Genomic DNA, 23802 nt, shown 5'->3' on the forward strand with positions numbered 1-23802 from the left:
CGTCGGGCGGCGGCGCGGGCGTCAAGCGCTCAGGGCCGGCACAGGCCCAGGATGCGCTCCTGCTGCCCGCACTGCGTGCTCACCGGCTGGACCGGACGGTTGGCGCGGGCCTGCGTCTGTGCGTTCGCGCAGGTGTTCATCTCGCGCACCATCGGCGCGTAGTAGCTCCAGCCCTTGCCCAGCGGCGGCAGCGACAGGCTGACTTCCTTCCACTTCGGGTGTCCCTCGGCCTGCAGCGTGGGGAAGTTCTGGCACAGCGAGCGGGCGAAGCGGGTGAGGTGGGTGGTGGTGTCGGCGCGGCCGTAGTTGAAGGTCACCAGGAAGGCCTTCACGGCCACGCCCGGCACGTCCTCGGGCAGCAGGTTGGGGTAGTTGCTGGCCTTGATCACCGAGGGGAAGTAGGTCTGCAGCGCCGCCTTGCTGGCCGGGTTGGAGGCATCGAACTTGAGCAGCCGGATGAGCTGGCGCGCCTCGGGCTTCATGTCCACCAGCAGCTTGGCCGGCTGCCCGGCCACGGCCACCACCACATCGATGCTCTTGTCCACGGTGAGCTTGACCAGCGCCTCCTCGTTGCTGAGGTAACTGGCCTGCCCTTCGGGCAGCGGCTTGCCGAACATCTGCTTGTACAGCGTGGTGGCCGACAGCGCCGTGCCGCTGAGCAGCGGGCCGACGTTGATCTTGGCGTCCCGGATCTCGTGCACGCTCTGCAGCGGCGAGTCGGCCCGGGTGATGAAGTAGATCTCCTCGTTGTAGAGCGGCATGACCACGCGCAGCGGCTTGATGGTCTCGGCCGCCTGCGGGTTGCCGGCCGAGGCCCGGTCGAGGAAGGCCTGGTACACGTCGGACTGCACCAGCGCCAGCTTCACGCCGGGCTCGTTGCGCAGGCGCTGCACGTTTTCCGCGGAGCCGGCGGAGGGCAGGGCCTCCAGCGTGATGTCGGCGTCCGGCGCCACGAAGCGCGCCAGGTCGCGGCCGATCTGGATGTAGGTGCCGCGCTCGGAGGCGGTGACGATCTTGTAATCGGCAGATGCCGCCTGTGCGGCCAGGGTGGCCAGGGCACAGGCCAGGGCGAGCCCGGTGCGGACGATGCGCATGACAGTTCCTCCCAATGGTGGTCTTAGGGTTCGCACAGCCCCAGCGCCGCCACCGTGGCATTGCAGGGCGTGGCGGCCGGCGCGCGTGCCGCCGGCAGGGCGACCGGGGCGGCCGGCGTGGCCGGCGCAGCCCGGGTGACGGATGCCTCGGCCACCTGCCGGGAGGGCAGGGCCGGCGCCATGGGCGCCACCGCCTGTTGCACCTGGCCCTGACCGGTGGCCGTGGGTGGCAGCGTTGCCGTGGCGGGCAGCGCGGGCGCGGCCGGTGCGGTGGCCAGCTGCTGCGTCACCGGTGCCGGTGCGGTGTTCAGCGCCGCGGCGGTCGCGGCCGTGGGCTGCACGGTCATCGGGGCGGTGGCCTGGGCCACGGGGGCGGTGCTGCGCCCCAGCAGGTAGCTGCCCGTGGCCACCAGGGCCGTCAGCGCCAGCATGGCGCCGACCACGGTGGTAGAGGGCCGGCCGGCGCGCCCGGCCAGGGGCAGGGCCGCGGGGGGCTCTTGCCGGTGCTGCGGTCCGGGCAGGCTGAAATGGAAATCGGCATGGCCCGAGGCGGGCACGGCAGCGGCGGCGGGGTGCTCCATCGAGGCCGCCGCGGGTGCCGATTCGGCATCGCCGGGGTCCGGGGAGGTGTAGCGCGGCGCGATGGCCAGGGTGTTGTCGTCGTTGAAATGCAGCATGAAGCCCTTGGGCTCGGGCTGCTCGCCCGGTGCGGCTTCCGCGGACGGCGCTGCCGACGAGGCCTTGGCGGCCGCTGTCGCTGCGGCGGCCGCCGCGGCGGGTGAATGCAACGGCGCGCCGCAGACGCTGCAGAAATGGGCGCGCGCCGGATTGCTGTGATGGCAGGCGGCGCATTCGGCCACCCAGGATGCGGATGGTGCTGTGGGCATGGCTTCAATCCCGCCCGGCCGGGTGTCCCGCGGCCCGGGCTCCGCTACGCCGCCGGTCGGCGTCCCTCGCCATGTCGCTGACACATGGCTCGGGAAGGGTATGCGTCCGCACCCATGCCGCAGCGCAGCATCCCCCCGCTTGCAGGGGTGTCGATTTCGCCCATCAGGGGGAGGACAAACATCCGGCTTGCCGCTTAGCGCGCTCTGCGGCAGCCGCGTGGTGCACGGGCTTGTGGCGGGGGTGCCCGGGATCGTCCCGGGCCCCGCCTCATTCGGTCTGCGGCGCGGCCAGCCGCACGTAGATGGGCGCGAAGGCCTCGGCCTGCGTGATCTCCAGCAGCCGCTCGCGCGCGAGCTCCAGCATGGCGACGAAGGTCACCACCAGCACCGGCAGGCCGCGCTTGACGTCGAACAGCGCCTCGAATTCGAGATAGCGCCGCTCCTTGAGCCGGCGCAGCACGATGCTCATGTGCTCGCGCACCGAGAGCTGCTCGCGCGTGATGGTGTGGTGCTGGTTGAGCTTGGCGCGGCGCACGATGGCCAGCCAGGCCTCGCGCAGCTCCTCGGGCGCAACCTGCGGCAGCGGCCGCTCCAGCGCCTGCTCGATGGCCACCTGCGCCGCCATGAAGTCGCGGCCGAGCGTGGGCAGCGCGTCGATCTTGGCGGCGGCCGACTTCATCTGCTCGTACTCCAGCAGCCGGCGCACCAGCTCGGCGCGCGGGTCCTCGGGCTCGGCGCCGTCCTCGTTCTTGGGCGGCGGCAGCAGCAGCCGGCTCTTGATCTCGATGAGCATGGCCGCCATGAGCAGGTACTCGCTGGCCAGCTCCAGGTTGCGCTTGCGGATCTCCTCGACGTAGCCCAGGTACTGGCGCGTGACCTCGGCCAGCGGGATGTCGAGGATGTTGAAGTTCTGGCGCCGGATCAGGTAGAGCAGCAGGTCCAGCGGCCCCGCGAAGGCTTCGAGGATGACCTCCAGCGCATCGGGCGGGATGTAGAGGTCCTGCGGCAGCTTGAACAGCGGCTCGCCGTAGAGCCGCGCCACGGCGGTGTCGCCCGCGTCCGGGGCGGACTGCGGCAGCGGCACGCCGGCGGTGTGCGCGGCGTCCGCGGCGCCGGGGTGCGGCGCCGCTGCCCCCTGCGCAGCAGGGTGTGTCGTGGCGGTGTCGGGCCCGGGCGCCGTGGGGGCGGCGGGCGTCAGGGTGGCGGATACGGCCATCGAAGCTGCTGAGGCGGCCGTCGCGGGCGGCGCCCGCGTGCCGCGAACTTACTGGGCCTTGGTCTGGTAGACGTACGGTTGCTGCGGCACGCGAGCGGTGCGCCACTCGGACGTCGCCTGGCGGTCCTGCGGGCGGTCCCACAGCAGGGCGCGGCCGGCGCGTTGCTGCGCCTCGATCTGCGGGTTCTTGGCCTTGAGCTCGTCCATGAACTGGGTGAACTCGGACTTGTAGGGCTTCCAGAAGAGCGGCATGGCGGGCGGCGGGACAATGTTGGGGGAATCCGGCATTTTAACTTTGCGGGGGGTGGCGATTGGTCTGGATGAAGCTGGCCGCGCTGGCGGCGCTGGGTGTTTTGCTGGCCGGCTGTGACGAGCGGCACATCGCCAAGCTCGAAGAGGGCCTGTCCACCGAGGCTGACGTGCGCCGCGAATTCGGCGAGCCCGAGCGCGTGCGCGAGGAGAGCGACGGCTCGCGCACGCTGGAGTACACGCGCCAGCCCGCCGGCCGCCAGAACTACCTCATCACCATCGGCCCTGACGGGCGCATGAGCGCGCTGCGCCAGGTGCTTGCCCCGCGCTACTTCGCCCAGGTGCAGCCCGGCATGACGCGCGAGCAGGTGCGCGACCTGCTGGGCCGTCCGGCCAAGCGCACGCCCTACCGGCTCAGCCAGACCGAGGTCTGGGACTGGCGCTACCTCGACGGCCAGCAGGAGAAGATCTTCAGCGTCACCTTCGATGCCCAGGGCCTGGTCCAGAAGACCGGCAGCATGGACGAGCACATCAACGACCGCTGACCGGCCCCGCCGGCCGTTTCCCATCCACCCTTGCCCGAGCCGTCGCCGCGCGGCGCCTTCCCCCATCGCCATGAGCACCGAAACCGAGCTGAAATTCCAGATCCCCGCCGCCGCCCGCGAGGCGCTGCGTGCCGAAGTGAACGCCGCCGGCGGGCAGCCGCTGCGGCTGCAGGCGCGCTACTTCGACACGGCCGAGCGCGCGCTGGCCGCGGCCGGCATGGCGCTGCGCCTGCGCCGCGAGGGCGAGCGCTGGGTGCAGACGCTCAAGGGCCGCGGCGACGGCGTCATGAAGCGCCTGGAGCACGAGGTGGCGCTGGACGAGGCCGAGCCCGCGCTCGACCTGTCGCGCCACGACGGCACGCCCGCCGGCGCGGCGCTGCGCCGCGCGCTGGGCGATGCACAGCCGCAGCCCACCTTCGAGACCGACGTGCACCGCACCGTGCTGCGCCTGCAGCAGGCCGATGCGCTCATCGAGCTGGCGCTGGACGAGGGCGTGCTGCGCGCGGGTGCCGCGGCGGCCGAGCTGTGCGAGCTGGAGTACGAGCTGCTGCAAGGCCCGGTGCAGGCGCTGCTGGCGCTGGCCGGCGAGGGTGTGCTGCGCCACGGCCTGTGGCTGGACGTGCGCAGCAAGGCCGAGCGCGGCGAGCGCCTGGCGCGCGGCATCGCCGTGGTGCCGCCGCTGCGCCTGGAGCCCGAATCGCTGGACACGGCGCTGCGCCAGCTGCTGGCCAACGCCTGCGAGCTGGCCGACGGCCTGGGTGGCGATGAGCACCTGGAGGCCCTGCGCGAGGCGGTGGACGCCGCCCTGCGCGCCGAGGCGCTGCTGCCCGTGGCCACCGCACTGCAGGCGCTGCGCGAGCAGCTCGATGCCGTCGCCGCCCACCCCGAGGCCGAGCGCCTGCCCGCCGCCGGCGAGCTGCTGCGCGCACCCGGCTTCAACCGGCTGGCGCTGGAGCTGCTGGGCGCGGCGCAGGGCTGATCCAGCGCGGCCCCGCCGCTGGGCGGACTGGGGAGACTGTCTACACTGGCATGACAATCGCCTCACTCATTGGCGCTCAGTGAGTCAGGCGTCCTCTCCGAGTGGACAATCTCCCGCCGCTCAGGCTGCCTTTGGCGCCGCCGCGTAGAGCGCCAGCGCCTGCTCCAGCGTGGCCACGATGTGGCCGCGGCCGATGACCTCCTCGAACTCGGTGCGCTGCAGCAGCGACAGCGGCTGCTCATTGACCTCGGCCAGCATCAGTTCGATGCCACGCCGGCGCAGCGTGCGCGCCAATTGCGCCAGCGTGTCCACGCCGGTGCTGTCCAGCGCCACCAGGCGGTGCATCTCCAGCACCAGCACGCGCGTGCCCGGCGGCAGCTGCTCGGCCAGCGGCTCCAGCTTGCCCACCGCGCCGAAGAACAGGGCGCCGTAGACCTGCCGCACCTGCACGCCCGGCGACAGCTCCGCCACCGGCAGCGGCTCGATGCGGAACAGCTCGCTCATGCGCCAGATGAAGAACACGCAGGCCATGACCAGCCCGGCTTCCACCGCCACCGTCAGGTCGAACACCACGGTGAGCACGAAGCTGCCCAACAGCACCAGGCGGTAGCTCAGCTTGAACTGGCGCAGCCGCGCGAACTCGTGCCACTCGCCCATGTTCCAGGCCACGAACAGCAGGATGCCGGCCAGCGCCGCCAGCGGCACATGCTCGGCCAGCGGCGCCGCCACCAGCACGATGGCCAGCAGCGTGAGCGCGTGCACCATCCCCGCCACCGGGCTGCGCGCGCCGGCGCGCACGTTGGTGGAGGTGCGGGCGATGGTGCCCGTGGCCGGCATGCCGCCGAAGAAGGGCGTCACGAAGTTCGCCACGCCCTGCGCCATCAGCTCCTGGTTGGGGTCGTGGCGCGGCAGGTCGCTCATGTTGTCGGCCACGCGCGCGCACAGCAGCGACTCGATGGCGCCCAGCAGCGCGATGGTCAGCGTGGGCATCAGCAGCTGCTTGGCGGTGGCCCAGTCGAAGGCCGGCAGCGCGAAGGCGGGCAGCGACTGCGGGATGCCGCCGAAGCGCGAGCCGATGGTTTCCACCTCCAGCCCCAGCCCCCGCGCCGCCACGGTGGCCAGCGCCAGCGCGATCACGGTGCCCGGCACCTGCGCCGCATGGCGGCGCAGCTTCTGCAGCAGGCCCAGCGGCGCGGTGGGCATGGCGTAGGACTTGGGCCACAGCACCACCAGCGCCAGGCTGCCCAGGCCCAGCGCCAGCGCGGAGGCGTTGAAGGTGTGCAGGTGCGCCCACAGCGCGGCGATCTGGGCGAAGAAGTCCGCCGGCATCTTGTCGATGCGCAGGCCCAGCAGGTCCTTCAATTGGGACAGTCCGATGAGCACCGCGATGCCGTTGGTGAAGCCGATGACCACGCCCACCGGGATGTAGCGCACCAGCGCGCCCAGCCGCAGCAGCCCCATGGCGAACAGCAGCACGCCGGCGAGCATGGTGGCGATGAGCAGATTGGCCAGCCCGTACTGGGCCTGGATGCCGTAGACGATGACGATGAACGCCCCGGCCGGCCCGCCGATCTGGACGCTGGAGCCGCCCAGCGCGGCAATGAGGAAGCCGGCGATGACGGCGGTGAAGATGCCTTGTTCGGGCTTGAGGCCGCTGGCGATGGCGAAGGCCATGGCCAGCGGCAGGGCAACGATGCCGACCGTCAGGCCGGCGCCCAGGTCAGCAATGAGCTGCTGTCGGGTGTAGCCGCGCAACGCCTGGAGCGAGCGCGGATGGAAACGGTGCAGGGCGAGCATGGGACCTCCGGAAGTGGTGGACGGCGGGCGCACGGGGGCGCCGCCGGAGGTCCGCAGTGGTGCAGCCGCGCGATGAAGCGGCGGCGGCGCGACAGCCCGGCCACCAGGCTATGCCTCGGGGCCGGGCGCCGCGCCATCAGCGCACCCGCATGCCGGGCTGCGCCCCCGGCCAGGGTTCCAGGATGTGGATGCCGGGCTGTGCCTTCTCGTCGGCGTGGCTGGCCGCCAGCACCATGCCTTCGCTGAGGCCAAACTTCATCTTGCGCGGCGCCAGGTTCGCGACCATGACGGTGAGCTTGCCCACCAGCTGCTCGGGCGTGTAGGCCGACTGGATGCCGCTGAAGACGTTGCGGGTGCGGCCTTCGCCCACATCCAGCGTGAGCTGCAGCAGCTTGTTGCTGCCTTCCACCTTGCGCGCCTCGACGATGCGGGCGATGCGCAGGTCGATCTTGGCGAAGTCGTCGATGCCGATGGTCGGCGCGATCTCCTCGCCGCCGGGCAGCTCCGGCGCTTCCTCGGCCGGCGCCGGGGCGGCTGCCGGCGGCTCGAACAGCGCGTCCAGCAGCTTGGGATCGACGCGCTGCATCAGGTGCTGGTAGGCGCCGATGCGGTGCGCGCCCAGGGCCCGGGCGGCGTCGGCGAAGGTCAGCGGTTCCACCTGCAGGAACTTCTCCACCTGCGCCGCCACGGCCGGCAGCACGGGCTTCAGGTAGATGGTGAGCAGGCGGAAGGCTTCGATGCAGGTGCTGCACACGTCGTGCAGCGCCGCGGCCAGCTCAGGGTTCTTGGCCAGCTCCCAGGGCTTGTGCTGGTCCACGTAGGCGTTGACGCGGTCGGCCAGCGCCATCACCTCGCGCACCGCCTTGCCGAACTCGCGCTCCTCGTACAGGCGCTCGATGTCCTCGCGTGCGGCGCGCAGGCCGTCGAGCAGGGCGCGGCCTTCCACGCCCAGGTCGGCGGAGAGGTGGCCGTCGAAGCGCTTGGCGATGAAGCCGGCGGCGCGGCTGGCGATGTTGACGTACTTGCCCACCAGGTCGGAGTTCACCCGCGCGACGAAGTCCTCGGGGTTGAAGTCCACGTCCTCGACCTTGGCGTTGAGCTTGGCGGCGATGTAGTAGCGCAGCCACTCGGCGTTCATGCCGATGTCCAGGTACTTCAGCGGGCTGATGCCGGTGCCGCGCGACTTGCTCATCTTCTCGCCGCTCACGGTGATGAAGCCGTGCACGAAGATGTTGTCGGGCACCTTGCGGCCGCTGAAGTGCAGCATCGCCGGCCAGAACAGGGTGTGGAAGTACGTGATGTCCTTGCCGATGAAGTGGTACTGCTCCACCGCCGGGTCGGCCATGAACTGCTCGAAGCTGCGTGTCTCGCCGTAGCGCGCCTTGGGGCCGCCCTGGTCGAACCAGGCCTTGAGCGAGGCCAGGTAGCCCACCGGCGCGTCCAGCCAGACGTAGAAGTACTTGCCCGGGGCGTCGGGGATCTCGATGCCGAAGTAGGGCGCGTCGCGGCTGATGTCCCAGTCGGACAGGCCCACGTGGCCTTCCTCGTCGGCGGCGAACCACTCCTTGATCTTGTTGAGCACCTCGGGCTGCAGCCGGCCGCTGGCCTGCGTCCACTGCTGCAGGAACTCCAGGCAGCGCGGCGAGGACAGCTGGAAGAAGTGGTGCTCGGAGCTCTTCATCACCGGCGTGGCGCCGGTGAGCGTGGAGTAGGGGTTCTTGAGCTCGGTGGGGGCGTAGACCGCGCCGCAGACCTCGCAGGAGTCGCCGTACTGGTCCTTGGCCGCGCAGCGCGGGCACTCGCCCTTGATGTAGCGGTCGGGCAGGAACATCGACTTCACGGGGTCGAAGAACTGCTCGATGTTGCGGATGGCGATCAGGCCCTCGCGGCGCAGGGCGCGGTAGATGTCCTGCGCCAGCTCATGGTTTTCCGGGGCGTCGGTGGAGTGCCAGTGGTCGAAGGCGATGTGGAAGCCGTCGAGGTACTGCTTGCGGCCCGCGGCGATCTCGGCCACGAACTGCTGGGGCGTCTTGTTGACCTTCTCGGCGGCGATCATGATCGGCGCGCCATGGGCGTCATCGGCGCCCACGAAGTGCACCTGGTGGCCGCGCATGCGCTGGAAGCGCACCCAAATGTCGGCCTGGATGTACTCCATGATGTGGCCGATGTGGAAGGCGCCGTTGGCATAAGGCAGCGCGGTGGTGACGAAGAGCTGACGGGGCTTGAGGCTGGTCATCGAGGGTGTGTTCGCGCGCAGTGCAATCCTCGATTCTAGGCTTGCGGTCAAGGTCAGTTCCCCTGGGCTAGACTGCGCGCCGTTTCTGGAAACACCCTTTCACCACACCCCTATGGCCGCCACCGAAGCCGCGCTGCTGGACGCGCTCAAGACCGTCATCGATCCCAACACGGGGCGTGATTTCGTCTCCACCCGCCAGCTCAAGAACCTGCGGCTCGACGGCGGCGACGTCAGCTTCGACGTCGAGCTGGGCTACCCGGCCAAGAGCCAGATCGCCCCGCTGCGCCGCGCGCTCATCGCCGCCGCGCGCAGCGTGAGCGGCGTGGACAACGTCAGCGCCAACCTCAGCGTCCACGTCGTGGCGCACGCGGTGCAGCGCGGCGTGCAGCTGCTGCCCAAGATCAAGAACATCGTCGCCGTCGCCTCCGGCAAGGGCGGCGTGGGCAAGAGCACCACAGCCGTGAACCTGGCGCTGGCGCTGGCCGCCGAGGGCGCGCGCGTGGGCATCCTCGACGCCGACATCTACGGCCCCAGCCAGCCGATGATGATGGGCATCGAGGGCCGCCCCGAGAGCGCCGACGGCCAGACCATGGAGCCGCTGGAGAACTACGGCGTGCAGGTCATGTCCATCGGCTTCCTCATCGACGCCGACAACCCCATGATCTGGCGCGGCCCCATGGCCACGCAGGCGCTGGAGCAGCTGCTGCGCCAGACCAACTGGGGCGACCTGGACTACCTGATCGTGGACATGCCCCCGGGCACCGGCGACATCCAGCTCACGCTCTCGCAGAAGGTGCCGCTCACCGGCGCCGTGATCGTGACCACGCCGCAGGACATCGCGCTGCTGGACGCGCGCAAGGGCCTGAAGATGTTCGAGAAGGTGGGCGTGCCCATCCTGGGCGTGGTGGAGAACATGGCCGTGCACGTGTGCTCCAACTGCGGCCATGTCGAGCACATCTTCGGCGCCGAGGGCGGCAAGAAGATGGCGGCCGAGTACGGCGTGGACTACCTGGGCGCGCTGCCGCTGAACCTGGGCATCCGCGAGCAGGCCGACAGTGGCCGCCCCACCGTGGTGAGCGACCCCGAGGGCGAGATCGCCGGCATCTACAAGGCCGTGGCGCGCCAGGTGGCGGTCAAGATCGCCGCCAAGGCCAAGGACTTCAGCAGCAAGTTCCCCACCATCACCATCTCCAAGAACACCTGAGATGTCGGAGCGGCCGTCGGTCCGGGTCGCGGTCCTGATGGAGCGCGAGCAGCAGCCCAATCGCTGGGAGGACTGGCGCCACCGCATCGCCGAGGTGGTGCCCGACGAGGGCGCCTTCGGCACCGAGCCGCGGCTGCTGCGCGACGACGGCAAGACCGCCAGCTTCCTCTTCCCCGGCTTCACGCTGGAGCTGTTCAGGGACGAGGCCGAGGGCTACTACCTCAACCTCAGCTCCGGCTCGCCGGTGTGGTTCGTGATGTGGCGCGTGCATGACGAGGACCCCTCGCGTGCCTGGCCCGAGATCGTCAGCCTCTCCTACAACGAGGCCGGCCGCTGGCTCGACGCCCAGGAGCGCGTGGACAACGTGCCGCTGCATCCCGAGGTGCGCGACTGGCTGCAGGCCTACGTCGACGCCCACTACCGCCCCGAGCCCAAGAAGCGCCAGCGCCCGGTGTCGTTCCAGCGCCCGGAGGAGCGCGGGCGCGAGGATTGAGGCGCCGGCGCGTCCGACCCCGCCTCATCCGTCCCGCAGCAGGAGTCCCCGATGGCCGAAGACGGCTTCTTCTCGCGCTGGTCGCGGCGCAAGGCGCAGGTGGCGCGCGGCGAGCAGCCGCCCGAGCCGCCGCCGGAAGTAAAGAGTTCCGTTCGGGCTGAGCCCTTCGACAAGCTCAGGACAGGCTCTGTCGAGGCCCCGCTGCCTGATCAGGCTGCAGGCCTTTCGACAAGCCCAGGGCGAACGGACAACGTACCCGCCGCGCCTGCCGAGCCGCCGCCCACGCTGGAAGACGTGGCCAAGCTCGGCCGCGATTCGGACTATTCCCGCTTCGTCGCGCCGGACGTGGCGCCGGACGTGAAGAACGCCGCGCTGCGCAAGCTGTTTGCCGATCCGCACTTCAACGTGATGGACGGGCTCGACATCTACATCGACGACTACGGCAAGCCCGATCCGCTGCCCCCCGGCATGCTGCGCCAGCTGGCGCAGTCCAAGCTGCTGGGCCTCTTCGACGACGAGGACGAAGAGAAGAACAAGCCCGAGGACGGGGCCGGCGCGCCCGCCGCGGCGGCTGCCGCGCCTGAAGAGGCGCCGCCCGCGGCCGAGCCCGCGCTGCCGCCCGATACCGCGGCCGTGGCGTCACGGCCGCTCCTGACGGAACCCGAAGTTCATGAAAACGCTGATCTGCAACTGCAACCGGACGATGCCGCTGGACGGCCCGGCCCTGGCCAAGGCCCTGCCGCAGGCTGAAGGGCTGCAGACCGTCCACAACCTGCTGTGCCGCCACGAGGCGGTCCACTTCCAGCGCGCGGCCAAGGCCGCCGCCGTGGCCGGCGAGCAGCTGCTGGTGGGCTGCACGCAGGAGAAGCGCCTGTTCCTGGAGCTCAACGCCCAGACCGAGGGCGCGCTGCCGGCCGAGGAGCAGCCGATCCGCTTCGTCAACCTGCGCGAGAGCGGCGGCTGGTCCAAGGACGCGCGCCAGGCCATGCCGAAGCTCGCCGCGCTCATCGCCGCGGCGCAGCTGCCCGACCCCGACCCGGTGCCCACCGTGAGCTACCGCAGCGCCGGACGGCTGCTGGTCATCGGCGCGGCGGAAGCCGCCGAGCGCGCCGCCGCGATGCTGGCGGACAAGCTGGACGTGAGCCTGCTGCTCAGCGACGTGGGCAGCGCGCTGCCGCAGGTGCGCGAGCGCGCGGTGCATGCCGGGCGCCTCACGGGCCTGAGCGGCTGGCTGGGCGCGTTCCAGGTGCGCTGGGACAGCGCCAACCCCATCGACCTGGACCTGTGCACGCGCTGCAACGCCTGCGTGGACGTCTGCCCGGAAGGGGCCATCGGCTTCGACTACCAGATCGACCTGGGCCGCTGCACCGGGCACCGCGCCTGCGTGAAGGCCTGTGCCGTGGCCGGCGCCATCGACTTCAACCGCGCGACTGAAAGCCAGTCCGAGACTTTTGACTTGATCCTGGACCTGCGCCCCGCGCCGGCCTTCAGCCAGCACGCGCTGCCGCAGGGCTACTTCCACGTCGGCGCCGACGCCGGGAAGCTGTTCGACGCCGTGCTGAAGCTGCGCGAGCTCACCGGCGAGTTCGAAAAGCCGAAGTTCTTCCAGTACAAGCAAAAGATCTGCGCCCACAGCCGCAACGAGCGCGTGGGCTGTGACGCCTGCGTGCAGATCTGCTCGGCGCGCGCCATCACCAGCGAGCTCGCCACCACGGGCGGCATCCGCGTCGAGCCGCACCTGTGCGTGGGCTGCGGTGCCTGCACCACGGTGTGCCCGACCGGTGCGCTGAGCTACGCCTATCCGGACGCGCCCACCACCGCCAAGCGGCTGCGCACGCTGCTCACCACCTACGCCCGCGCCGGCGGGCGCGACGCGGCGCTGCTGCTGCATAGCCAAGGCGCGGGTTCGCGGCTGCTGGGCGAGCTGGGGCGCGCCGCGCGCACCGATGCCGATACCCACGGCCTGCCCGCGCGCGTGCTGCCGGTGGAGCTGTGGCACACGGCCAGCGTCGGCCTGGAGCTGTGGCTCACGGCCAAGGCGCAGGGGGCGTCACAGGTGTTCATCCTGCTCACCGACGAGGAGGCGCCCGAGTACCGCGCCGCGCTGGCCGAGCAGGCCGAGGTGGCCAACACGCTGCTGGCGGGGCTGGGCTATGCGGGCGTGCACGTGCAGCTCCTGGAAGCCCGCGACGCGCGCGACCTCGCGGCGCTGGACGCCACGCTGCGCTCGGCGCTGCCGGCTTCCGTGGTGCGGCTGGCCGCCGCCTTCGCCGCGCAAAGTGAAAAGCGCGCCACGCTGGAGCTGGCGCTGGAGCACCTGGTGGCCCAGGCACCGCAGGCGCTGCCGGAGGCCATCGCGCTGGCCGCGGCCAGCCCGCTGGGCAGCATCAACGTCGATACCGGCCGCTGCACGCTGTGCCTGAGCTGCGTGGGCGCCTGCCCCTCGGCGGCGCTGGCCGACAACCCCGACAAGCCGCAGCTGCGCTTCATCGAGAAGAACTGCGTGCAGTGCGGTTTGTGCGCCGGCACCTGCCCGGAGGACGCCATCACGCTGCAGCCGCGGTTGTGGCTGGCCGACGCGGGCAAGGCGCGCAAGCAGGCCCGCGTGCTCAACGAGGCGCAGCCCTTCGCCTGCATCCGCTGCGGCAAACCCTTCGGCACGCTGCAGGCGGTGGAGGCCATGCTGGGCCGCCTGGCGGGTCACCCGATGTTCCAGGGCGAGGCGCTGCAGCGGCTGAAGATGTGCGGCGACTGCCGCGTCATCGACATCTATTCCAACCCCAGCGAAGTGCGGATCACGGATTTGTGATCTGCAAATCAAACCCTGTCGAACGCCAAAAGCCCGTTCGTGCTGAGGTATCGAAGCACGAGCGGGCGCTGCGGCCTGCCGCGCAGCCGAGGCCGTTCATCCTTCGATACCTCAGGACGAACGGAAATCAGAGTCCAAAGACTTCATGAAGTCCGTATGAGCAACAACGACCTCCAGGCCCTGAGCCTGGCCACCATGGACGACGCCGAGGAACTGGCCCGCGCCGAGGCCTACGGGCTGCTGGCGCGGCTGTGGTGGGCGCCGCCGGACGCGGCGCTGCTCCAGCAGTTCGCGGTGGCGGTGACCGAGGCGCCGCAGCCCGGCGCCTTCCTGGAAGCGCCGTGGCAGGCGCTGGTGGCGGCCATGCGCGCCACCACGGAGGACGCGGCGCGCCAGGAGTACGTGGCGCTGTTCGAGGGTGTGGGCAAGCCCGAGGTGTTCCTGTACGGCTCCTACTACCTGGCGGGCTTCCTCAACGAGCGCCCGCTGGTGGCGCTGCGCGACGACCTGGCGCGCCTGGGACTGGAGCGCGACCCGTCGCGCGGCGAGACCGAGGACCACGTCGCCTGCGTGTTCGAGGTCATGCGCTTCCTCATCGCCGGCGACGACGTGGCGGTGTGCAACCTGGAGCAGCAGCGCCGCTTTTTCCGCGCCCATGTGCAGCCGTGGGTCGAGCGGCTGTGCGAGGCGGTGCAGGCCCAGCCGCGGGCGCGGCTCTACGCGGCGCTGGCCGGCTTCACCGCGGCCTTCATGCAGGTCGAGACCCAGGGTTTTGACTTGATCGAGTGAGGCCGCCCGGCCTCAGGACAATGGCGGCGGGGCGTCCTCGCTCTCGTCCGCGCCCGGCGAGTAGCCGCGCAGCCGGTTCGGCCGGGCCGCGTTGGTGGTCTTGTCTGCCAGGTACTCGCGGATCGCCGCCAGCGAGGCCCGGGGCAGGGCGGTGAAGCGCAGCCCCATCAGGAAGCCGTTTTCCTTGCCGCTGAAGCGGTTGCTGACCACCTGCGCGCGAGCCAGTACCTGGAACGTCCCCTCGGGGATGGCTGGGACCAGCAGCCGCACGCCGCACACCGCGTGGTCCGGCACGCTCAGCGGCGACACCACCAGCAGGCCGCCGACGCTGATGTCCAGCGTGCGCGCCTCGACGATGCGCCGGCCGGGCAGCAGCAGGTGCACGGTGCTGACGAAGCGCTCGCGTTGATGTCGGCGGAATTCGGCGCCCGTGCCCAGCTTCTGGGCCTGTGTGCTTCCTGCGGACATGCGGTACGGCTGGTTGGTGGACTGCTGAAGGCGCTGGCTGCAACGGGGCGTGGCAGCGGCGAAGCCGCGACCAGGGCGGCCATGGGCCGGGTGGAGTGTGCGCGGGAGCTTCGTCATCGGTTGAGCGTGCCGCGCTTTATACATTCAGTTGCACCGGCGCCATCCGTAGAAATCACGATCCGGGCGGGATCATGGCGACGACTTGGTAACAACGGGTTTCTATCGTGTGCCGGGGCGCTGGCAGGAGGTGCTGCCTCAGCGGGCGAGGTGGTCCAGTGCCAGCGTCACCAGCGTGCGCACGCCCACGGGCAGGGCCTGCTCGTTGAAGTCGAAGCCCGGCGCGTGGTTGGGCGACACGGTCGCCGGCGTCTTGCCCTCGGGCAGCGCGCCCAGGATGAAGAAGAAGCCCGGCACCACGCGCTGGAACTCGGAGAAGTCCTCCGAGGCGCTGATCTTGGGCAGCGTCACCACCTTGCCGCCGGTGGCCCGGCGCAGCGACTGCGCCGCGCTCTCGCTGAGCGGCGCGGGATTGGCCGTCACGGCGTAGTTGGTGGGGCCGAAGCTCACGCTGGCCTGCGCGCCGCCGGCCGCGGCCACCGACTCCACGGTGCGCGTGATGCGGCGCTTGGCGTCGGCGCGCATCTCCTCGTCGAAGGCACGCAGCGAGCCCTGCATCTCCACCGACTCGGGAATCACGTTCTCGCGGTTGCCGCCGTGGATTGAGCCGATGGTGAGCACGGCGGGCTCGCGGGTGATGTCGAGCTGGCGGCTGACGATGGTCTGCAGCGCCGTGACGATCTGGGCCGACACGGGGATCGGGTCCACGCCCGTCCAGGGCATGGCCCCATGCGCCTGCGCGCCCTTGACGGTGATGCGCACCGAGTCGGCGCTGGCCATCAGCGGGCCGCTGCGCCAGCCCACCGCGCCCACGGGCAGGTTGGGGGCGATGTGCAGGCCGAAGATCGCGTCCACCTTCGGGCCGTCCAGCACGCCCTGCTCGACCATGGCCCGCGCGCCCCAGCTCGCCGGCGCGGCGTGGCCGCCGGGGTCCGGGATGCCTTCCTCGGCCGGCTGGAAGATGAACTTCACGGTGCCGGGCAGCTGCGCCCGCATGCCGGCCAGCACCTCGGCCACGCCCATCAGGATGGCGGTGTGGCCGTCGTGGCCGCAGGCATGCGCCACCGGGACCATCTCGCCGCCGTGGCGGCCCTTCTCGCGCGAGGCGAAGGGCAGGCCGGTGTTCTCGGCGATGGGCAGCGCGTCCATGTCGGCGCGCAGCGCCACCACCTTGCCCGGCAGCGCGCCCCTGAGGACACCGACCACGCCATGCCCGCCCACGCCGGTCTTCACTTCCAGCCCCAGCGCGCGCAGGTGCTCGGCCACCAGCTGGGCGGTGCGCACCTCCTGGCCCGAGAGCTCGGGGTGGGCGTGGATGTCGCGCCGCCAGGCCACGAGCCGGGGCTGCACGGCGGCGATGCGCGCGGCCAGCGCGGCGGCTTCGGGGTCCGGCGCCTGCTGGGCTTGCTGCGCCTGCGCGCCGCCGCACAGCGCCGCCAGCGCCAGCGCGGCCGTGATCCGGGGTGTCCAAGGGGTTCGCGGCATGGGAGAAGCGTCCATCTGAGCCAGGGGAGAGGAGGGCGCCTGGGCCCGTGCAAGCCAGGCGCGCGAGTGTGCCTTTATTCCACTTCCGCGTTCCGGTTCTGCTGGCGCAGCTGCGAGGGCGGGATCTCCTCGCACTTGTTCCAGTTGGAGCGGAAGGCCTGCATGCTGCTGAAGCCGCAGCGCTCGGCGATGCGCTCCAGCGTCAGCGTGGAGCCGGTGATGAGGCGGCGCGCCAGGTCCATGCGCAGCTCCATCTGGTAGCGCTTCATGGTGATGCCGGTTTCGGCCTTGAATATGCGCGCCAAGTGCCGGCTGCTGAAACCCGATTTTCGCGCCAGCGCCTCGCAGGTCCAGGCCTTGGACAAATTGTTGGAAATCTCGTCCTGCATGCTGTGCACCAGCTGGTTGCCATGGGCGCGGTAGCGGAATCTCACGCCCAGCTCCGGGTCGTTGCCGAAGCGGCGGAAATGCACCACGTTCTCGCGCGCGACCTGAATGGCCACATGGTCGCCGAAACTCTGGGCAATCAATTGCAGGGCCAGGTCGATGCCCGAGGCCACGCCGGCCGAGGTCCAGAGTTTCCCGTCCTGGACGCAGATGCGGTTGTCCACCACCTGGGCCGCCGGATGCAGCCGCCGCAATTGCTGGACGAACTGGTGATGGGTGGTGCACAGGCGGCCGTCGAGCAGGCCGGCCTCGCCCAGCAGGAAAGTCCCGGTGCATATGCCTGCCACCTGGGGCGGATTCCTGGTGGATATTTGCTTGCGCAGCCAGTCGGCGGCCTGGAACCAGGCCGGCGAGCCCATCAGTTTCTCGTCCAGCTTGCTGCCGATGACGAAAATCACGTTGTCCGGGTCCAGCCTGTCGGGCAGCGGTGAAATATGCCGCAGTGCCACGTTCTGGAAGGTGAGAACATCCTGTTGCGGACCGATGCACTGGATATTGACGCCGGATATGCCTAATTCGCCCAGCGTGCCCATGATTTGCAGCGGGCCGGCCAGGTCCAGCATGTGCACATGCGGGAGCACCAGGAAGTAGGCCTTATTCATCGTGGCTCCCTTGCGTCGCTGCAACGGCGGCTGACTTTGATGTGGTGGATGTCATTTTTATTGCTTGTCGGTTGGGGTAACCCATTTTTACATATAGGGAAGTCATCGGTGAGTGCCCTGCGGCAACTCATGTCCGTTTTTTTGCTATTTGTAGCCTGAAGTTTGCTGTCAGCCCCTGGGGACGGTAGTTAGTATCGGTAACCCGACCGATTTACAGGGCCGCTCATGGTTGCAGACCTGAATTGTGGCTGGATTTCCAGTCTCGACCCCCATGAGGGCCAGGCCATCATTGGCTTGATCAATACGACGGTGAACGACGGCGGCACGCTGGGCTATGCGGCGCCGATGTCGGAAACCGAAGCCAAGTATTTTCTTTTCAACCTGAACCGCCGCATGGCCTCGGGTGAATCCCATGTGCTGCTGGGCCGCGTGGGCGGGGAGCCGGCAGTCATGGCGATTTTGACGCTCAACGGCATGCACAATTGTCGGCATCGCGCCGAAATCGGCAAGGGCGTGGTGGCGCCGCAATTCCGAAATGGGCAGGTGGTCAAGGCCGCTTTCCGGGAAATCGTCCGGCGCGCCGAGGCGCTGCAGGTGGAGCAACTGGTGCTCGACGTGCGCGAGGGCAGCCGCGCCCATATGCTGTGGCAGCGTTTCGGATTCAGGACCTACGGCGTGCTGGAAGATTATGCCCGCATCGGTGGCGTGAGCCACCGGGGGCATTTCATGGTGCAGACCACGGCTTCGCTGCGGGCCCACATGTTCGGACCGGATTGACGGCGGATTGACCCAATTCACCAGAGGGAGCAGGTCCATGCAGGACAAGCGAGTTTTCAAGGAGGCACTGCGGCAGGAATTGCAGCGTCATTTGACCTTGTCGCATCCGATATTCGGAAAACTGTTCGACCCCGGGCAACCCGATATCGAGCTCCTGCGCCAGGTCGCGCTCCAGGGCTATCAGCTCACCAAGCATTTCCTGGGCTATGTCGAGCACCTGTTCTTCTATTGCCCGCTGCCCCATTTCAAGAGGGCCCTGCTGTGCAACGTCTACGAGGAGGAGACGGGCCGGCTGTCCCGGACCGACAACCACGTGGTGCTGATACAGCGCTTCCTGCGTGCCCTGGACATCAGCGATGAGCAGCGCGACGCGGTGCGGCCGCTGCCGGCCACCCGCGAGCTGATCGAGTACCGGGCGGCGGCGGTGCGCGACCCGGCCCTCTACCACATCGGCGCCGCGGCGGTACTCATCGCCAGCGAGGGCCAGAACCTGGAAACCAGCGACGGCGAGCCCCGGCATGAGCTGCTGGCGCGCGCCTACGGCCTCAAGCCCGAGGACCTGCTGTTCTTCTCGGTGCACCAGAAGGAGGACGTGGGCCATGTGGAGCAGGGCCTGAGCCTGGTGTCGGAGCTGTGCGGCACGGCGCGGATGCAGCAGGAGGCGCTGCAGGCGGTGGACCACACCTGCGGGCTGTTCTACGCGATGTACGAAAACATGTACCGCGAGTACTGCCGCGCTCCGGTCGCGGTCCGGACCACCCTGGCGGCGGCCTGACGGGAGCGGTCATGGCCCACACGGACCGCTATCTGATCCACCGCCTGGTGGCCCTGGGCTTCGTGGTGATGTTCCTGTCCACCACCGTCAAGGGCGTGTACCAGATGTTCTTCGTGCCGCTGGCCGAGCATTTCGGCCGCGGGCGCGCGGACCTGGCCTGGTCCATGTCGCTGTTCATGCTGGTGTCCGGGCTGATGTCGCCCGTGGTGGGCGCGCTCAGCGACCGCGCCGGCCCGCTGCGCACGGTGGTGGCGGGCGCGCTGGTGGGGGGCGCCGCGCTGGCGCTGCCGACGCTGTTCCCCGGGTCGCTGGCGCTGTTCATCGCGGCCTACGGCCTGGGCGGGGCCTTCGCGCTGGCGGCCATGACCTACGTGCCCATGGGCGTGCTGGTGGACCGGCTGTTCGAGCACCGCAAGAAGGGCTTCGCCTTCGCGCTGGTCACCAACGGAACCTCCATCGGCTTCATCGTGCTGTCGCCGCTGTGGATGGCGCTCAGGCCGCACCTGGGCTGGGCCGAGGCCTTCGGCGGCGTGGCGCTGCTGCTGGCCGGGCCGGTGGCGGTGCTGGCCTGGCTCGGCGCCCGCGCCATGGACCAGGCCGGCCTGTCGCAGGCGCCCGCCGAGGCCGGCCCCCGGGTGGCGGTGTGGCGCCAGGTGCGCGCCGACCCGGGCTTCTACGTGCTGGCGCTGGGCTTCCTGGGCTGCGGCGCGACCATGGCCTTCATCGACGTGCACCTGATTCCCTTCTGGGAAGGCGTGCAGGCCTCGCGCGCGCGCATGGGGCTGAGCCTGAGCCTGCTGGGCGTGCTGGAGCTGGCCAGCGGCCTGTTCACCGGCTGGCTGGCCATGCACTGGAAGAAGCACGCGCTGCTGGCGGGCTTCTACCTGCTGCGCTCGGTGGCGATGCTGCTGCTGCTGGCCGGCGGCAACCCCGAGGTGCAGACACTGGGCTTCGCGGTGGTGTTCGGCGCCAGCTACCTGGGCACCGTGGTGATCACGTCCATGTACTGCTTCGAGCGCTACGGCGCGGCCATCAAGGGGCAGGTGTTCGGCCTGCTGTTCCTGGTGCACCAGCTCGGCGCCTTCGCCTCGGTACAGCTCGGCGCCTGGAGCTTCGACGCCAGCGGCCACTACCGCAACGTCATCGCGGCCCTGGTGCTGCTGACGGCGCTGGGCGGGCTGGCCGGGTTCCTGGGCCTGCGCGAGCGCACGCCGGTCGCGCCCACGGTCATCGCCGCGTCCCGCTCCCGGGTCGGCGCGAAGTAGGCCCATCCATCCACGCACATCGGCAGGGGGAAGAAATGACTGCGCATCACATGGCGACCCGGGCCCTCCACGAAGGGCATCACCAAGACCTGTCGGACTCGCACTGCGAGCCCATCGCCATGACCTCGGCCTATGTCTTCAAGTCGGCCGCCGAGGCCGCCGCGCGCTTCTCCGGCGCGAGCAAGGGCAACGTCTACTCGCGCTTCACCAATCCCACGGTGCGCGCCTTCGAGCAGCGCCTGGCCTCCATGGAGGGCGCGCAGGACGGCATCGCCTTCTCCTCGGGCATGGCCGCCATCGCCGGGGTGGCGCATGCCTGGCTGGAGGCGGGCAAGAACGTGGTGGTGTCCAAGGACGTGTTCGGCACCACGCTCACGGCCTTCCGCCACTACTTCGGCCGCCTCGGCGTGCAGGTGCGCACCGTGGAGCTGACCCGGCTCGACGCCTGGCGCCGCGCCATCGACAGCAACACCCGGCTGGTGTTCCTGGAGTCGCCTTCCAACCCCGTGCAGCAGGTGGCCCACATCCGCTCGATTGCGGCGCTGTCGCACGCCATGGGAGCGCTGCTGGTGGTGGACAACACCATGCTCACGCCGGTGTTCCAGAACCCGCTGGAACTGGGCGCGGACCTGGTGCTGCACTCGGCCGGCAAGTACATCGACGGCCAGGGCCGCTGCGTGGCCGGCGCCGTGCTGGGCAGCGAGCGCCTGGTGTCCGACCTGCGCGGCGTCATGCGCACGCTGGGCAGCAGCCTCAGCGCCATGAACGCCTGGATGCTGCTCAAGAGCCTGGAGACGCTGCAGATGCGCGTGCGCGCCATGAGCGCCTCCGCCGGCGCCGTGGCGCGCTGGCTGCAGCAGCATGGCAGCGTGCGCGGGGTGCACTACACCGGGCTGGCCGAGCATCCGCAGCACACCCTCATCGGCCAGCAGCAGCGCGGGCACGGCGCCGTGTTCAGCTTCGAGGTGGGCGACACGCGCGAGGAGGCCTGGCGCTTCATGGACGCGCTTCAGCTCGTGGCCATCGCCACCAACATCGGCGACACGCGTTCCATGGTCACGCACCCGGCCTCCACCACCCACTGCCGGCTCACGGCCGAGGAGCGGCGCCAGGCCGGCATCGGCGACAACCTGGTGCGACTGTCGGTGGGCCTGGAAGACCTCACCGACCTGGTGGACGACCTCGACGCCGCCCTGGCGCGGGCCGACATCGTCCCGCGCGAGCTCCAGGAAAGCCTGGCCACCGCCTCCTGAGGCGCAGGACGCCATGGCGCTGACGCTGCTCAAGCTGCTGCTGGCCGCCGCGCTGGCGCTGCCGTTCCTGCTGACGGCGCTGCGCAGCCGCTCCCGGCGCCAGGCCCGGCGCTGGCTGCTGCTCATGCTCGGCGCCCTGTGGGCCGGACTGCTGGCCGACCCGCTGCAGTACGGCAACCGGCTGGTGGACCAGGCGGTGCTGGGGGCGAGCTGCCGCTTTTGAGGGTGGGGCGGCTGATACCGAACGAGCTGGGTTGGGCATCGTCCAAGCGCAGTGCGGTGGGGAAGAGTCGCTGGACGTTGGCCGAAAGCTGACGCGCTCCGTACTCCACTTCGTCACTCCCGCGAAGGCGGGAACCCAGGCGGTCCCCAAGCTGCGCGTGAGCTGGTTGCTAGGCCGACAAAAGCTCAGCAAGTGGTGTGCGCCTGCATTCGCACTGGCGCTCTGACTTCCGGCGCACGTCCCCCGTTCCTCCTTCAATCCGGCTTGATCTTGGCCCGCTCGATCACCGGCTTCCAGCGCTTCTGTTCCGCGGCGATGAAGGCGGCGAAATCGGCCGGGGTGCTGCCCACGGCCAGGGCGGCCTCGGTCTTGTAGTGCTCCTGCGCCGCGGGCGTCTTCACGGACGCGGCCGCCGCCGGGGCCAGGCGCTCCAGCGCGGCCTGCGACAAGTTGGCCGGCGCCATCAGCCCGTACCACTGCGTCATCTCGAAGCCCGGGAAGCCCTGCTCGGCCACGGTGGGCACCTCGGGCAGCTGCGGGATGCGCTGCGGCGTGCCGGTGGCGATGCAGCGCAGCTTGCCGGCCTTGATGAACTGCAGGATCGCCGGTGCGCCCACCGAGGCCGCGTCCAGCCGGCCGGCGATCAGGTCGGTCAGCATCGGGCCGGTGCCGCGGTAGGGCACGTGCAGCATGAACGTGTCCGTGGCCATCTTCAGGTACTCCATGGCCAAGTGGCCGGCGCTGCCGTTGCCGGCCGAGCCGTAAGTGAGCCGGCCCGGTTTGCTCTTGGCCAGGGCAATGAGCTCCTTGAGGTTCTTCACCGGCAGCGCCGGGTTGACCACGTACAGGCTGGGCACCTTGGCCAGCAGGCTCACGGCCTTGAAGTCCTTGTTCGGGTCGTAGGGCAGCTTGGGGAAGATGAAGGGATTCACCGCCAGCGTGCCGATGTGGCCGAGGATCAGCGTGTGCTGGTCGTCCGCGCGCGCCACCTCGCCCATGGCGACGTTGCCGGCGCCGCCGGGCTTGTTGTCCACGTACACCGACTGTCCCAGCGATTTCGTGAGCTCCGCGGCGGCAGCGCGCGCCACGATCTCGGAGCTGCCGCCCGGGGCGAAGGGCACCACCAAGCGCACGGCTTTAGAGGGCCAAGCCTGGGCCTGGGCCAGCCCCGGCCACAGGGTCGCGCCGCCGAGGGCGCCGCCCAGCGCCAGCCACTGGCGGCGGGTGAGTTGTAGATCGTTCATGACGTGGGGTCCTGCAGGTAGAGGGCGGGCGCGTGGGCCCGCAGGAGGTGCGCCGTGGCGGCGTCGCCGAGTACCCGGCGCAGCGGCGCCAGGGTGCTGTCGTAGGTGGGCAGGGCGTCGGGCGCGAAGCTCGTGTGCGGCCAGTCCGAGCCCCACACGCAGCGGTCGCCGAACAGCGCGGCCGCGCGCTCGATGGCCGGCCACAGCGCCGGGTAGGGTTCCACGGACTGCAGCCGGTACCAGCCCGACAGCTTGATCCAGGCGCCGCCCTCGGCCAGGGCCGCGGCGGCGGCCCAGGCCGGGTCCTCGGCGGGCAGCGCGGCATGCAGGCCGGCGAGATGGTCCAGCACGAACGGCAGATCCATTTCGCGCTGCAGCGTCGCCAGGCCGGCCAGATGCCCGGCCCGCGCATACCACTGCACATGCCAGCCGCGCCGGCGCAGCCGGGGGGCCAGTGAGCGCAGCGCGTCGCCGGCATCGCCCTGGTGGCCCACGGGCGACACCAGGTTGAAACGGATGCCGCGCACGCCGGCCGCGTGCAGCTCGTCCAGCGTGGCGTCGGAGACGTCCGGCTCGACCACCGCCACGCCGCGGTGCCGGCCGGCGCTGGCCTGCAGCGCGCGCAGCATCACGCTGTTGTCGCTGCCGTAGACGCTGGGCTGCACCAGCACCAGGTGCCGGATGCCGTGGCCGGCGGCGCGGGCCTCGATCTCGTGCAGCGGCCGGTGCGCCGGCACGTAGTGGCCCGGCTGCACCGGCGCGGCGATGTCGAAGACATGCACGTGGCAGTCCCAGCCGCCGTCTTCCGGTGAATCAGAGAGGCGGGTGATGCCTGGCTCCCGCATGGC

The 23802-nt window shown here is 70.4% G+C and carries 23 protein-coding genes; 12 read left to right on the forward strand and 11 right to left on the reverse strand.

Annotated elements, in window-relative coordinates; genetic code table 11:
• Positions 1-29: 29 nt before the first annotated feature.
• The 4 genes from HHL10_RS03295 to HHL10_RS03310 all read right to left on the reverse strand — a co-directional run bounded on the left by HHL10_RS03295 (position 30) and on the right by HHL10_RS03310 (position 3449).
• On the reverse strand, positions 30-1094 hold the full coding sequence (locus HHL10_RS03295) for a TAXI family TRAP transporter solute-binding subunit (RefSeq protein ID WP_169158930.1): 1065 nt from the start codon (positions 1092-1094) through the stop codon (positions 30-32).
• Between the two features lie 23 nt (positions 1095-1117).
• Positions 1118-1981 (reverse strand): hypothetical protein, encoded by an 864-nt coding sequence (locus HHL10_RS03300; protein WP_169158931.1) that lies wholly within the window; start codon positions 1979-1981, stop codon positions 1118-1120.
• Positions 1982-2249: 268 nt separating this feature from the next.
• The gene (locus HHL10_RS03305) at positions 2250-3197 is read right to left on the reverse strand and encodes a segregation and condensation protein A (protein ID WP_169158932.1); all 948 of its coding nucleotides are present in this window, start codon (positions 3195-3197) and stop codon (positions 2250-2252) included.
• 48 nt (positions 3198-3245) lie between these two features.
• Positions 3246-3449, reverse strand: a complete 204-nt coding sequence (locus tag HHL10_RS03310; protein WP_169158933.1) for a DUF3460 family protein — start codon at positions 3447-3449, stop codon at positions 3246-3248.
• A gap of 68 nt (positions 3450-3517) precedes the next feature.
• Between HHL10_RS03310 and bamE the strand changes: the two genes are divergently transcribed.
• Both bamE and HHL10_RS03320 read left to right on the forward strand, forming a co-directional pair.
• Positions 3518-3991, forward strand: a complete 474-nt coding sequence (gene bamE, locus HHL10_RS03315; RefSeq protein ID WP_169158934.1) for an outer membrane protein assembly factor BamE domain-containing protein — start codon at positions 3518-3520, stop codon at positions 3989-3991.
• Between the two features lie 70 nt (positions 3992-4061).
• Entirely contained in the window at positions 4062-4970 is a 909-nt protein-coding gene (locus tag HHL10_RS03320; RefSeq protein WP_169158935.1) for a CYTH domain-containing protein, read from the forward strand.
• Positions 4971-5090: 120 nt separating this feature from the next.
• Here HHL10_RS03320 and HHL10_RS03325 read toward each other — a convergent pair whose 3' ends face one another.
• Both HHL10_RS03325 and metG read right to left on the reverse strand, forming a co-directional pair.
• Positions 5091-6767: a SulP family inorganic anion transporter gene (locus tag HHL10_RS03325; RefSeq protein WP_169158936.1), complete on the reverse strand. Its 1677-nt coding sequence runs from the start codon at positions 6765-6767 to the stop codon at positions 5091-5093.
• Positions 6768-6903: 136 nt separating this feature from the next.
• Positions 6904-9003, reverse strand: coding sequence for a methionine--tRNA ligase (gene metG / locus HHL10_RS03330; protein WP_169158937.1), 2100 nt, complete (start codon positions 9001-9003; stop codon positions 6904-6906).
• Between the two features lie 112 nt (positions 9004-9115).
• On the opposite strand from metG, the gene apbC reads away from it, so the two are divergent.
• The 5 genes from apbC (at position 9116) to HHL10_RS03355 (ending at position 14298) form a co-directional block, all read left to right on the forward strand.
• Positions 9116-10207: an iron-sulfur cluster carrier protein ApbC gene (apbC, locus tag HHL10_RS03335; protein WP_169158938.1), complete on the forward strand. Its 1092-nt coding sequence runs from the start codon at positions 9116-9118 to the stop codon at positions 10205-10207.
• 1 nt (position 10208) lies between these two features.
• Positions 10209-10700 (forward strand): DUF3305 domain-containing protein, encoded by a 492-nt coding sequence (locus HHL10_RS03340; RefSeq protein WP_169158939.1) that lies wholly within the window; start codon positions 10209-10211, stop codon positions 10698-10700.
• 51 nt (positions 10701-10751) lie between these two features.
• The gene (locus HHL10_RS03345) at positions 10752-11450 is read left to right on the forward strand and encodes a DUF3306 domain-containing protein (protein ID WP_169158940.1); all 699 of its coding nucleotides are present in this window, start codon (positions 10752-10754) and stop codon (positions 11448-11450) included.
• Positions 11404-13509, forward strand: coding sequence for a 4Fe-4S binding protein (locus HHL10_RS03350; protein ID WP_169159299.1), 2106 nt, complete (start codon positions 11404-11406; stop codon positions 13507-13509). The genes HHL10_RS03345 and HHL10_RS03350 overlap by 47 nt, the downstream gene beginning before the upstream one ends.
• Before the next feature lie 156 nt (positions 13510-13665).
• Positions 13666-14298 carry a TorD/DmsD family molecular chaperone gene (locus HHL10_RS03355; RefSeq protein WP_169158941.1) on the forward strand — a complete coding sequence of 211 codons (633 nt, stop codon included), beginning with the start codon at positions 13666-13668 and terminating at the stop codon, positions 14296-14298.
• A 12-nt stretch (positions 14299-14310) separates the two neighbouring features.
• Here the strand turns inward: HHL10_RS03355 and HHL10_RS03360 are convergent, their stop codons facing one another.
• The 3 genes from HHL10_RS03360 to HHL10_RS03370 all read right to left on the reverse strand — a co-directional run bounded on the left by HHL10_RS03360 (position 14311) and on the right by HHL10_RS03370 (position 17417).
• Positions 14311-14766, reverse strand: a complete 456-nt coding sequence (locus tag HHL10_RS03360) for a PilZ domain-containing protein (RefSeq protein ID WP_169158942.1) — start codon at positions 14764-14766, stop codon at positions 14311-14313.
• A 255-nt stretch (positions 14767-15021) separates the two neighbouring features.
• Positions 15022-16368, reverse strand: coding sequence for a M20 metallopeptidase family protein (locus tag HHL10_RS03365; protein WP_169158943.1), 1347 nt, complete (start codon positions 16366-16368; stop codon positions 15022-15024).
• A gap of 74 nt (positions 16369-16442) precedes the next feature.
• Positions 16443-17417, reverse strand: coding sequence for a GlxA family transcriptional regulator (locus tag HHL10_RS03370; RefSeq protein WP_169158944.1), 975 nt, complete (start codon positions 17415-17417; stop codon positions 16443-16445).
• Between the two features lie 225 nt (positions 17418-17642).
• On the opposite strand from HHL10_RS03370, the gene HHL10_RS03375 reads away from it, so the two are divergent.
• From HHL10_RS03375 to HHL10_RS03395, 5 genes are read left to right on the forward strand one after another with little or no spacing between them, the layout of a single operon-like run.
• Positions 17643-18194, forward strand: coding sequence for a GNAT family N-acetyltransferase (locus HHL10_RS03375; protein WP_169158945.1), 552 nt, complete (start codon positions 17643-17645; stop codon positions 18192-18194).
• 37 nt (positions 18195-18231) lie between these two features.
• Positions 18232-18969 (forward strand): iron-containing redox enzyme family protein, encoded by a 738-nt coding sequence (locus HHL10_RS03380; protein ID WP_169158946.1) that lies wholly within the window; start codon positions 18232-18234, stop codon positions 18967-18969.
• Between the two features lie 11 nt (positions 18970-18980).
• Positions 18981-20234, forward strand: a complete 1254-nt coding sequence (locus tag HHL10_RS03385) for an MFS transporter (RefSeq protein ID WP_169158947.1) — start codon at positions 18981-18983, stop codon at positions 20232-20234.
• Positions 20235-20269: 35 nt separating this feature from the next.
• Positions 20270-21487, forward strand: a complete 1218-nt coding sequence (locus tag HHL10_RS03390) for an aminotransferase class I/II-fold pyridoxal phosphate-dependent enzyme (RefSeq protein ID WP_235971061.1) — start codon at positions 20270-20272, stop codon at positions 21485-21487.
• Positions 21488-21500: 13 nt separating this feature from the next.
• Entirely contained in the window at positions 21501-21710 is a 210-nt protein-coding gene (locus HHL10_RS03395; RefSeq protein ID WP_169158948.1) for a hypothetical protein, read from the forward strand.
• Positions 21711-21964: 254 nt separating this feature from the next.
• Here the strand turns inward: HHL10_RS03395 and HHL10_RS03400 are convergent, their stop codons facing one another.
• Together HHL10_RS03400 and HHL10_RS03405 are read right to left on the reverse strand one after the other, a co-directional pair.
• Positions 21965-22954 carry a Bug family tripartite tricarboxylate transporter substrate binding protein gene (locus HHL10_RS03400; RefSeq protein ID WP_169158949.1) on the reverse strand — a complete coding sequence of 330 codons (990 nt, stop codon included), beginning with the start codon at positions 22952-22954 and terminating at the stop codon, positions 21965-21967.
• Complete coding sequence (locus HHL10_RS03405; RefSeq protein ID WP_169158950.1) at positions 22951-23799, reverse strand: amidohydrolase family protein; 849 nt, start codon at positions 23797-23799, stop codon at positions 22951-22953. Before HHL10_RS03405 ends, HHL10_RS03400 begins: the two co-directional genes overlap by 4 nt.
• Positions 23800-23802: the final 3 nt, after the last annotated feature.

This window comes from Azohydromonas caseinilytica (assembly GCF_012927045.1).
Taxonomy (GTDB): Bacteria; Pseudomonadota; Gammaproteobacteria; order Burkholderiales; family Burkholderiaceae_C; genus Azohydromonas; species Azohydromonas caseinilytica.

Excerpts from the sequence above, each read along its gene's own strand:
- HHL10_RS03295 (WP_169158930.1), bottom strand. The coding sequence starts at position 1,094 with ATGCGCATCGTCCGCACCGGGCTCGCCCTGGCCTGTGCCCTGGCCACC.
- HHL10_RS03300 (WP_169158931.1), bottom strand. The coding sequence starts at position 1,981 with ATGCCCACAGCACCATCCGCATCCTGGGTGGCCGAATGCGCCGCCTGC.
- HHL10_RS03305 (WP_169158932.1), bottom strand. The coding sequence starts at position 3,197 with ATGGCCGTATCCGCCACCCTGACGCCCGCCGCCCCCACGGCGCCCGGG.
- HHL10_RS03310 (WP_169158933.1), bottom strand. The coding sequence starts at position 3,449 with ATGCCGCTCTTCTGGAAGCCCTACAAGTCCGAGTTCACCCAGTTCATG.
- bamE (WP_169158934.1), top strand. The coding sequence starts at position 3,518 with ATGAAGCTGGCCGCGCTGGCGGCGCTGGGTGTTTTGCTGGCCGGCTGT.
- HHL10_RS03320 (WP_169158935.1), top strand. The coding sequence starts at position 4,062 with ATGAGCACCGAAACCGAGCTGAAATTCCAGATCCCCGCCGCCGCCCGC.
- HHL10_RS03325 (WP_169158936.1), bottom strand. The coding sequence starts at position 6,767 with ATGCTCGCCCTGCACCGTTTCCATCCGCGCTCGCTCCAGGCGTTGCGC.
- metG (WP_169158937.1), bottom strand. The coding sequence starts at position 9,003 with ATGACCAGCCTCAAGCCCCGTCAGCTCTTCGTCACCACCGCGCTGCCT.
- apbC (WP_169158938.1), top strand. The coding sequence starts at position 9,116 with ATGGCCGCCACCGAAGCCGCGCTGCTGGACGCGCTCAAGACCGTCATC.
- HHL10_RS03340 (WP_169158939.1), top strand. The coding sequence starts at position 10,209 with ATGTCGGAGCGGCCGTCGGTCCGGGTCGCGGTCCTGATGGAGCGCGAG.
- HHL10_RS03345 (WP_169158940.1), top strand. The coding sequence starts at position 10,752 with ATGGCCGAAGACGGCTTCTTCTCGCGCTGGTCGCGGCGCAAGGCGCAG.
- HHL10_RS03350 (WP_169159299.1), top strand. The coding sequence starts at position 11,404 with ATGCCGCTGGACGGCCCGGCCCTGGCCAAGGCCCTGCCGCAGGCTGAA.
- HHL10_RS03355 (WP_169158941.1), top strand. The coding sequence starts at position 13,666 with ATGAGCAACAACGACCTCCAGGCCCTGAGCCTGGCCACCATGGACGAC.
- HHL10_RS03360 (WP_169158942.1), bottom strand. The coding sequence starts at position 14,766 with ATGTCCGCAGGAAGCACACAGGCCCAGAAGCTGGGCACGGGCGCCGAA.
- HHL10_RS03365 (WP_169158943.1), bottom strand. The coding sequence starts at position 16,368 with ATGCCGCGAACCCCTTGGACACCCCGGATCACGGCCGCGCTGGCGCTG.
- HHL10_RS03370 (WP_169158944.1), bottom strand. The coding sequence starts at position 17,417 with ATGAATAAGGCCTACTTCCTGGTGCTCCCGCATGTGCACATGCTGGAC.
- HHL10_RS03375 (WP_169158945.1), top strand. The coding sequence starts at position 17,643 with ATGGTTGCAGACCTGAATTGTGGCTGGATTTCCAGTCTCGACCCCCAT.
- HHL10_RS03380 (WP_169158946.1), top strand. The coding sequence starts at position 18,232 with ATGCAGGACAAGCGAGTTTTCAAGGAGGCACTGCGGCAGGAATTGCAG.
- HHL10_RS03385 (WP_169158947.1), top strand. The coding sequence starts at position 18,981 with ATGGCCCACACGGACCGCTATCTGATCCACCGCCTGGTGGCCCTGGGC.
- HHL10_RS03390 (WP_235971061.1), top strand. The coding sequence starts at position 20,270 with ATGACTGCGCATCACATGGCGACCCGGGCCCTCCACGAAGGGCATCAC.
- HHL10_RS03395 (WP_169158948.1), top strand. The coding sequence starts at position 21,501 with ATGGCGCTGACGCTGCTCAAGCTGCTGCTGGCCGCCGCGCTGGCGCTG.
- HHL10_RS03400 (WP_169158949.1), bottom strand. The coding sequence starts at position 22,954 with ATGAACGATCTACAACTCACCCGCCGCCAGTGGCTGGCGCTGGGCGGC.
- HHL10_RS03405 (WP_169158950.1), bottom strand. The coding sequence starts at position 23,799 with ATGCGGGAGCCAGGCATCACCCGCCTCTCTGATTCACCGGAAGACGGC.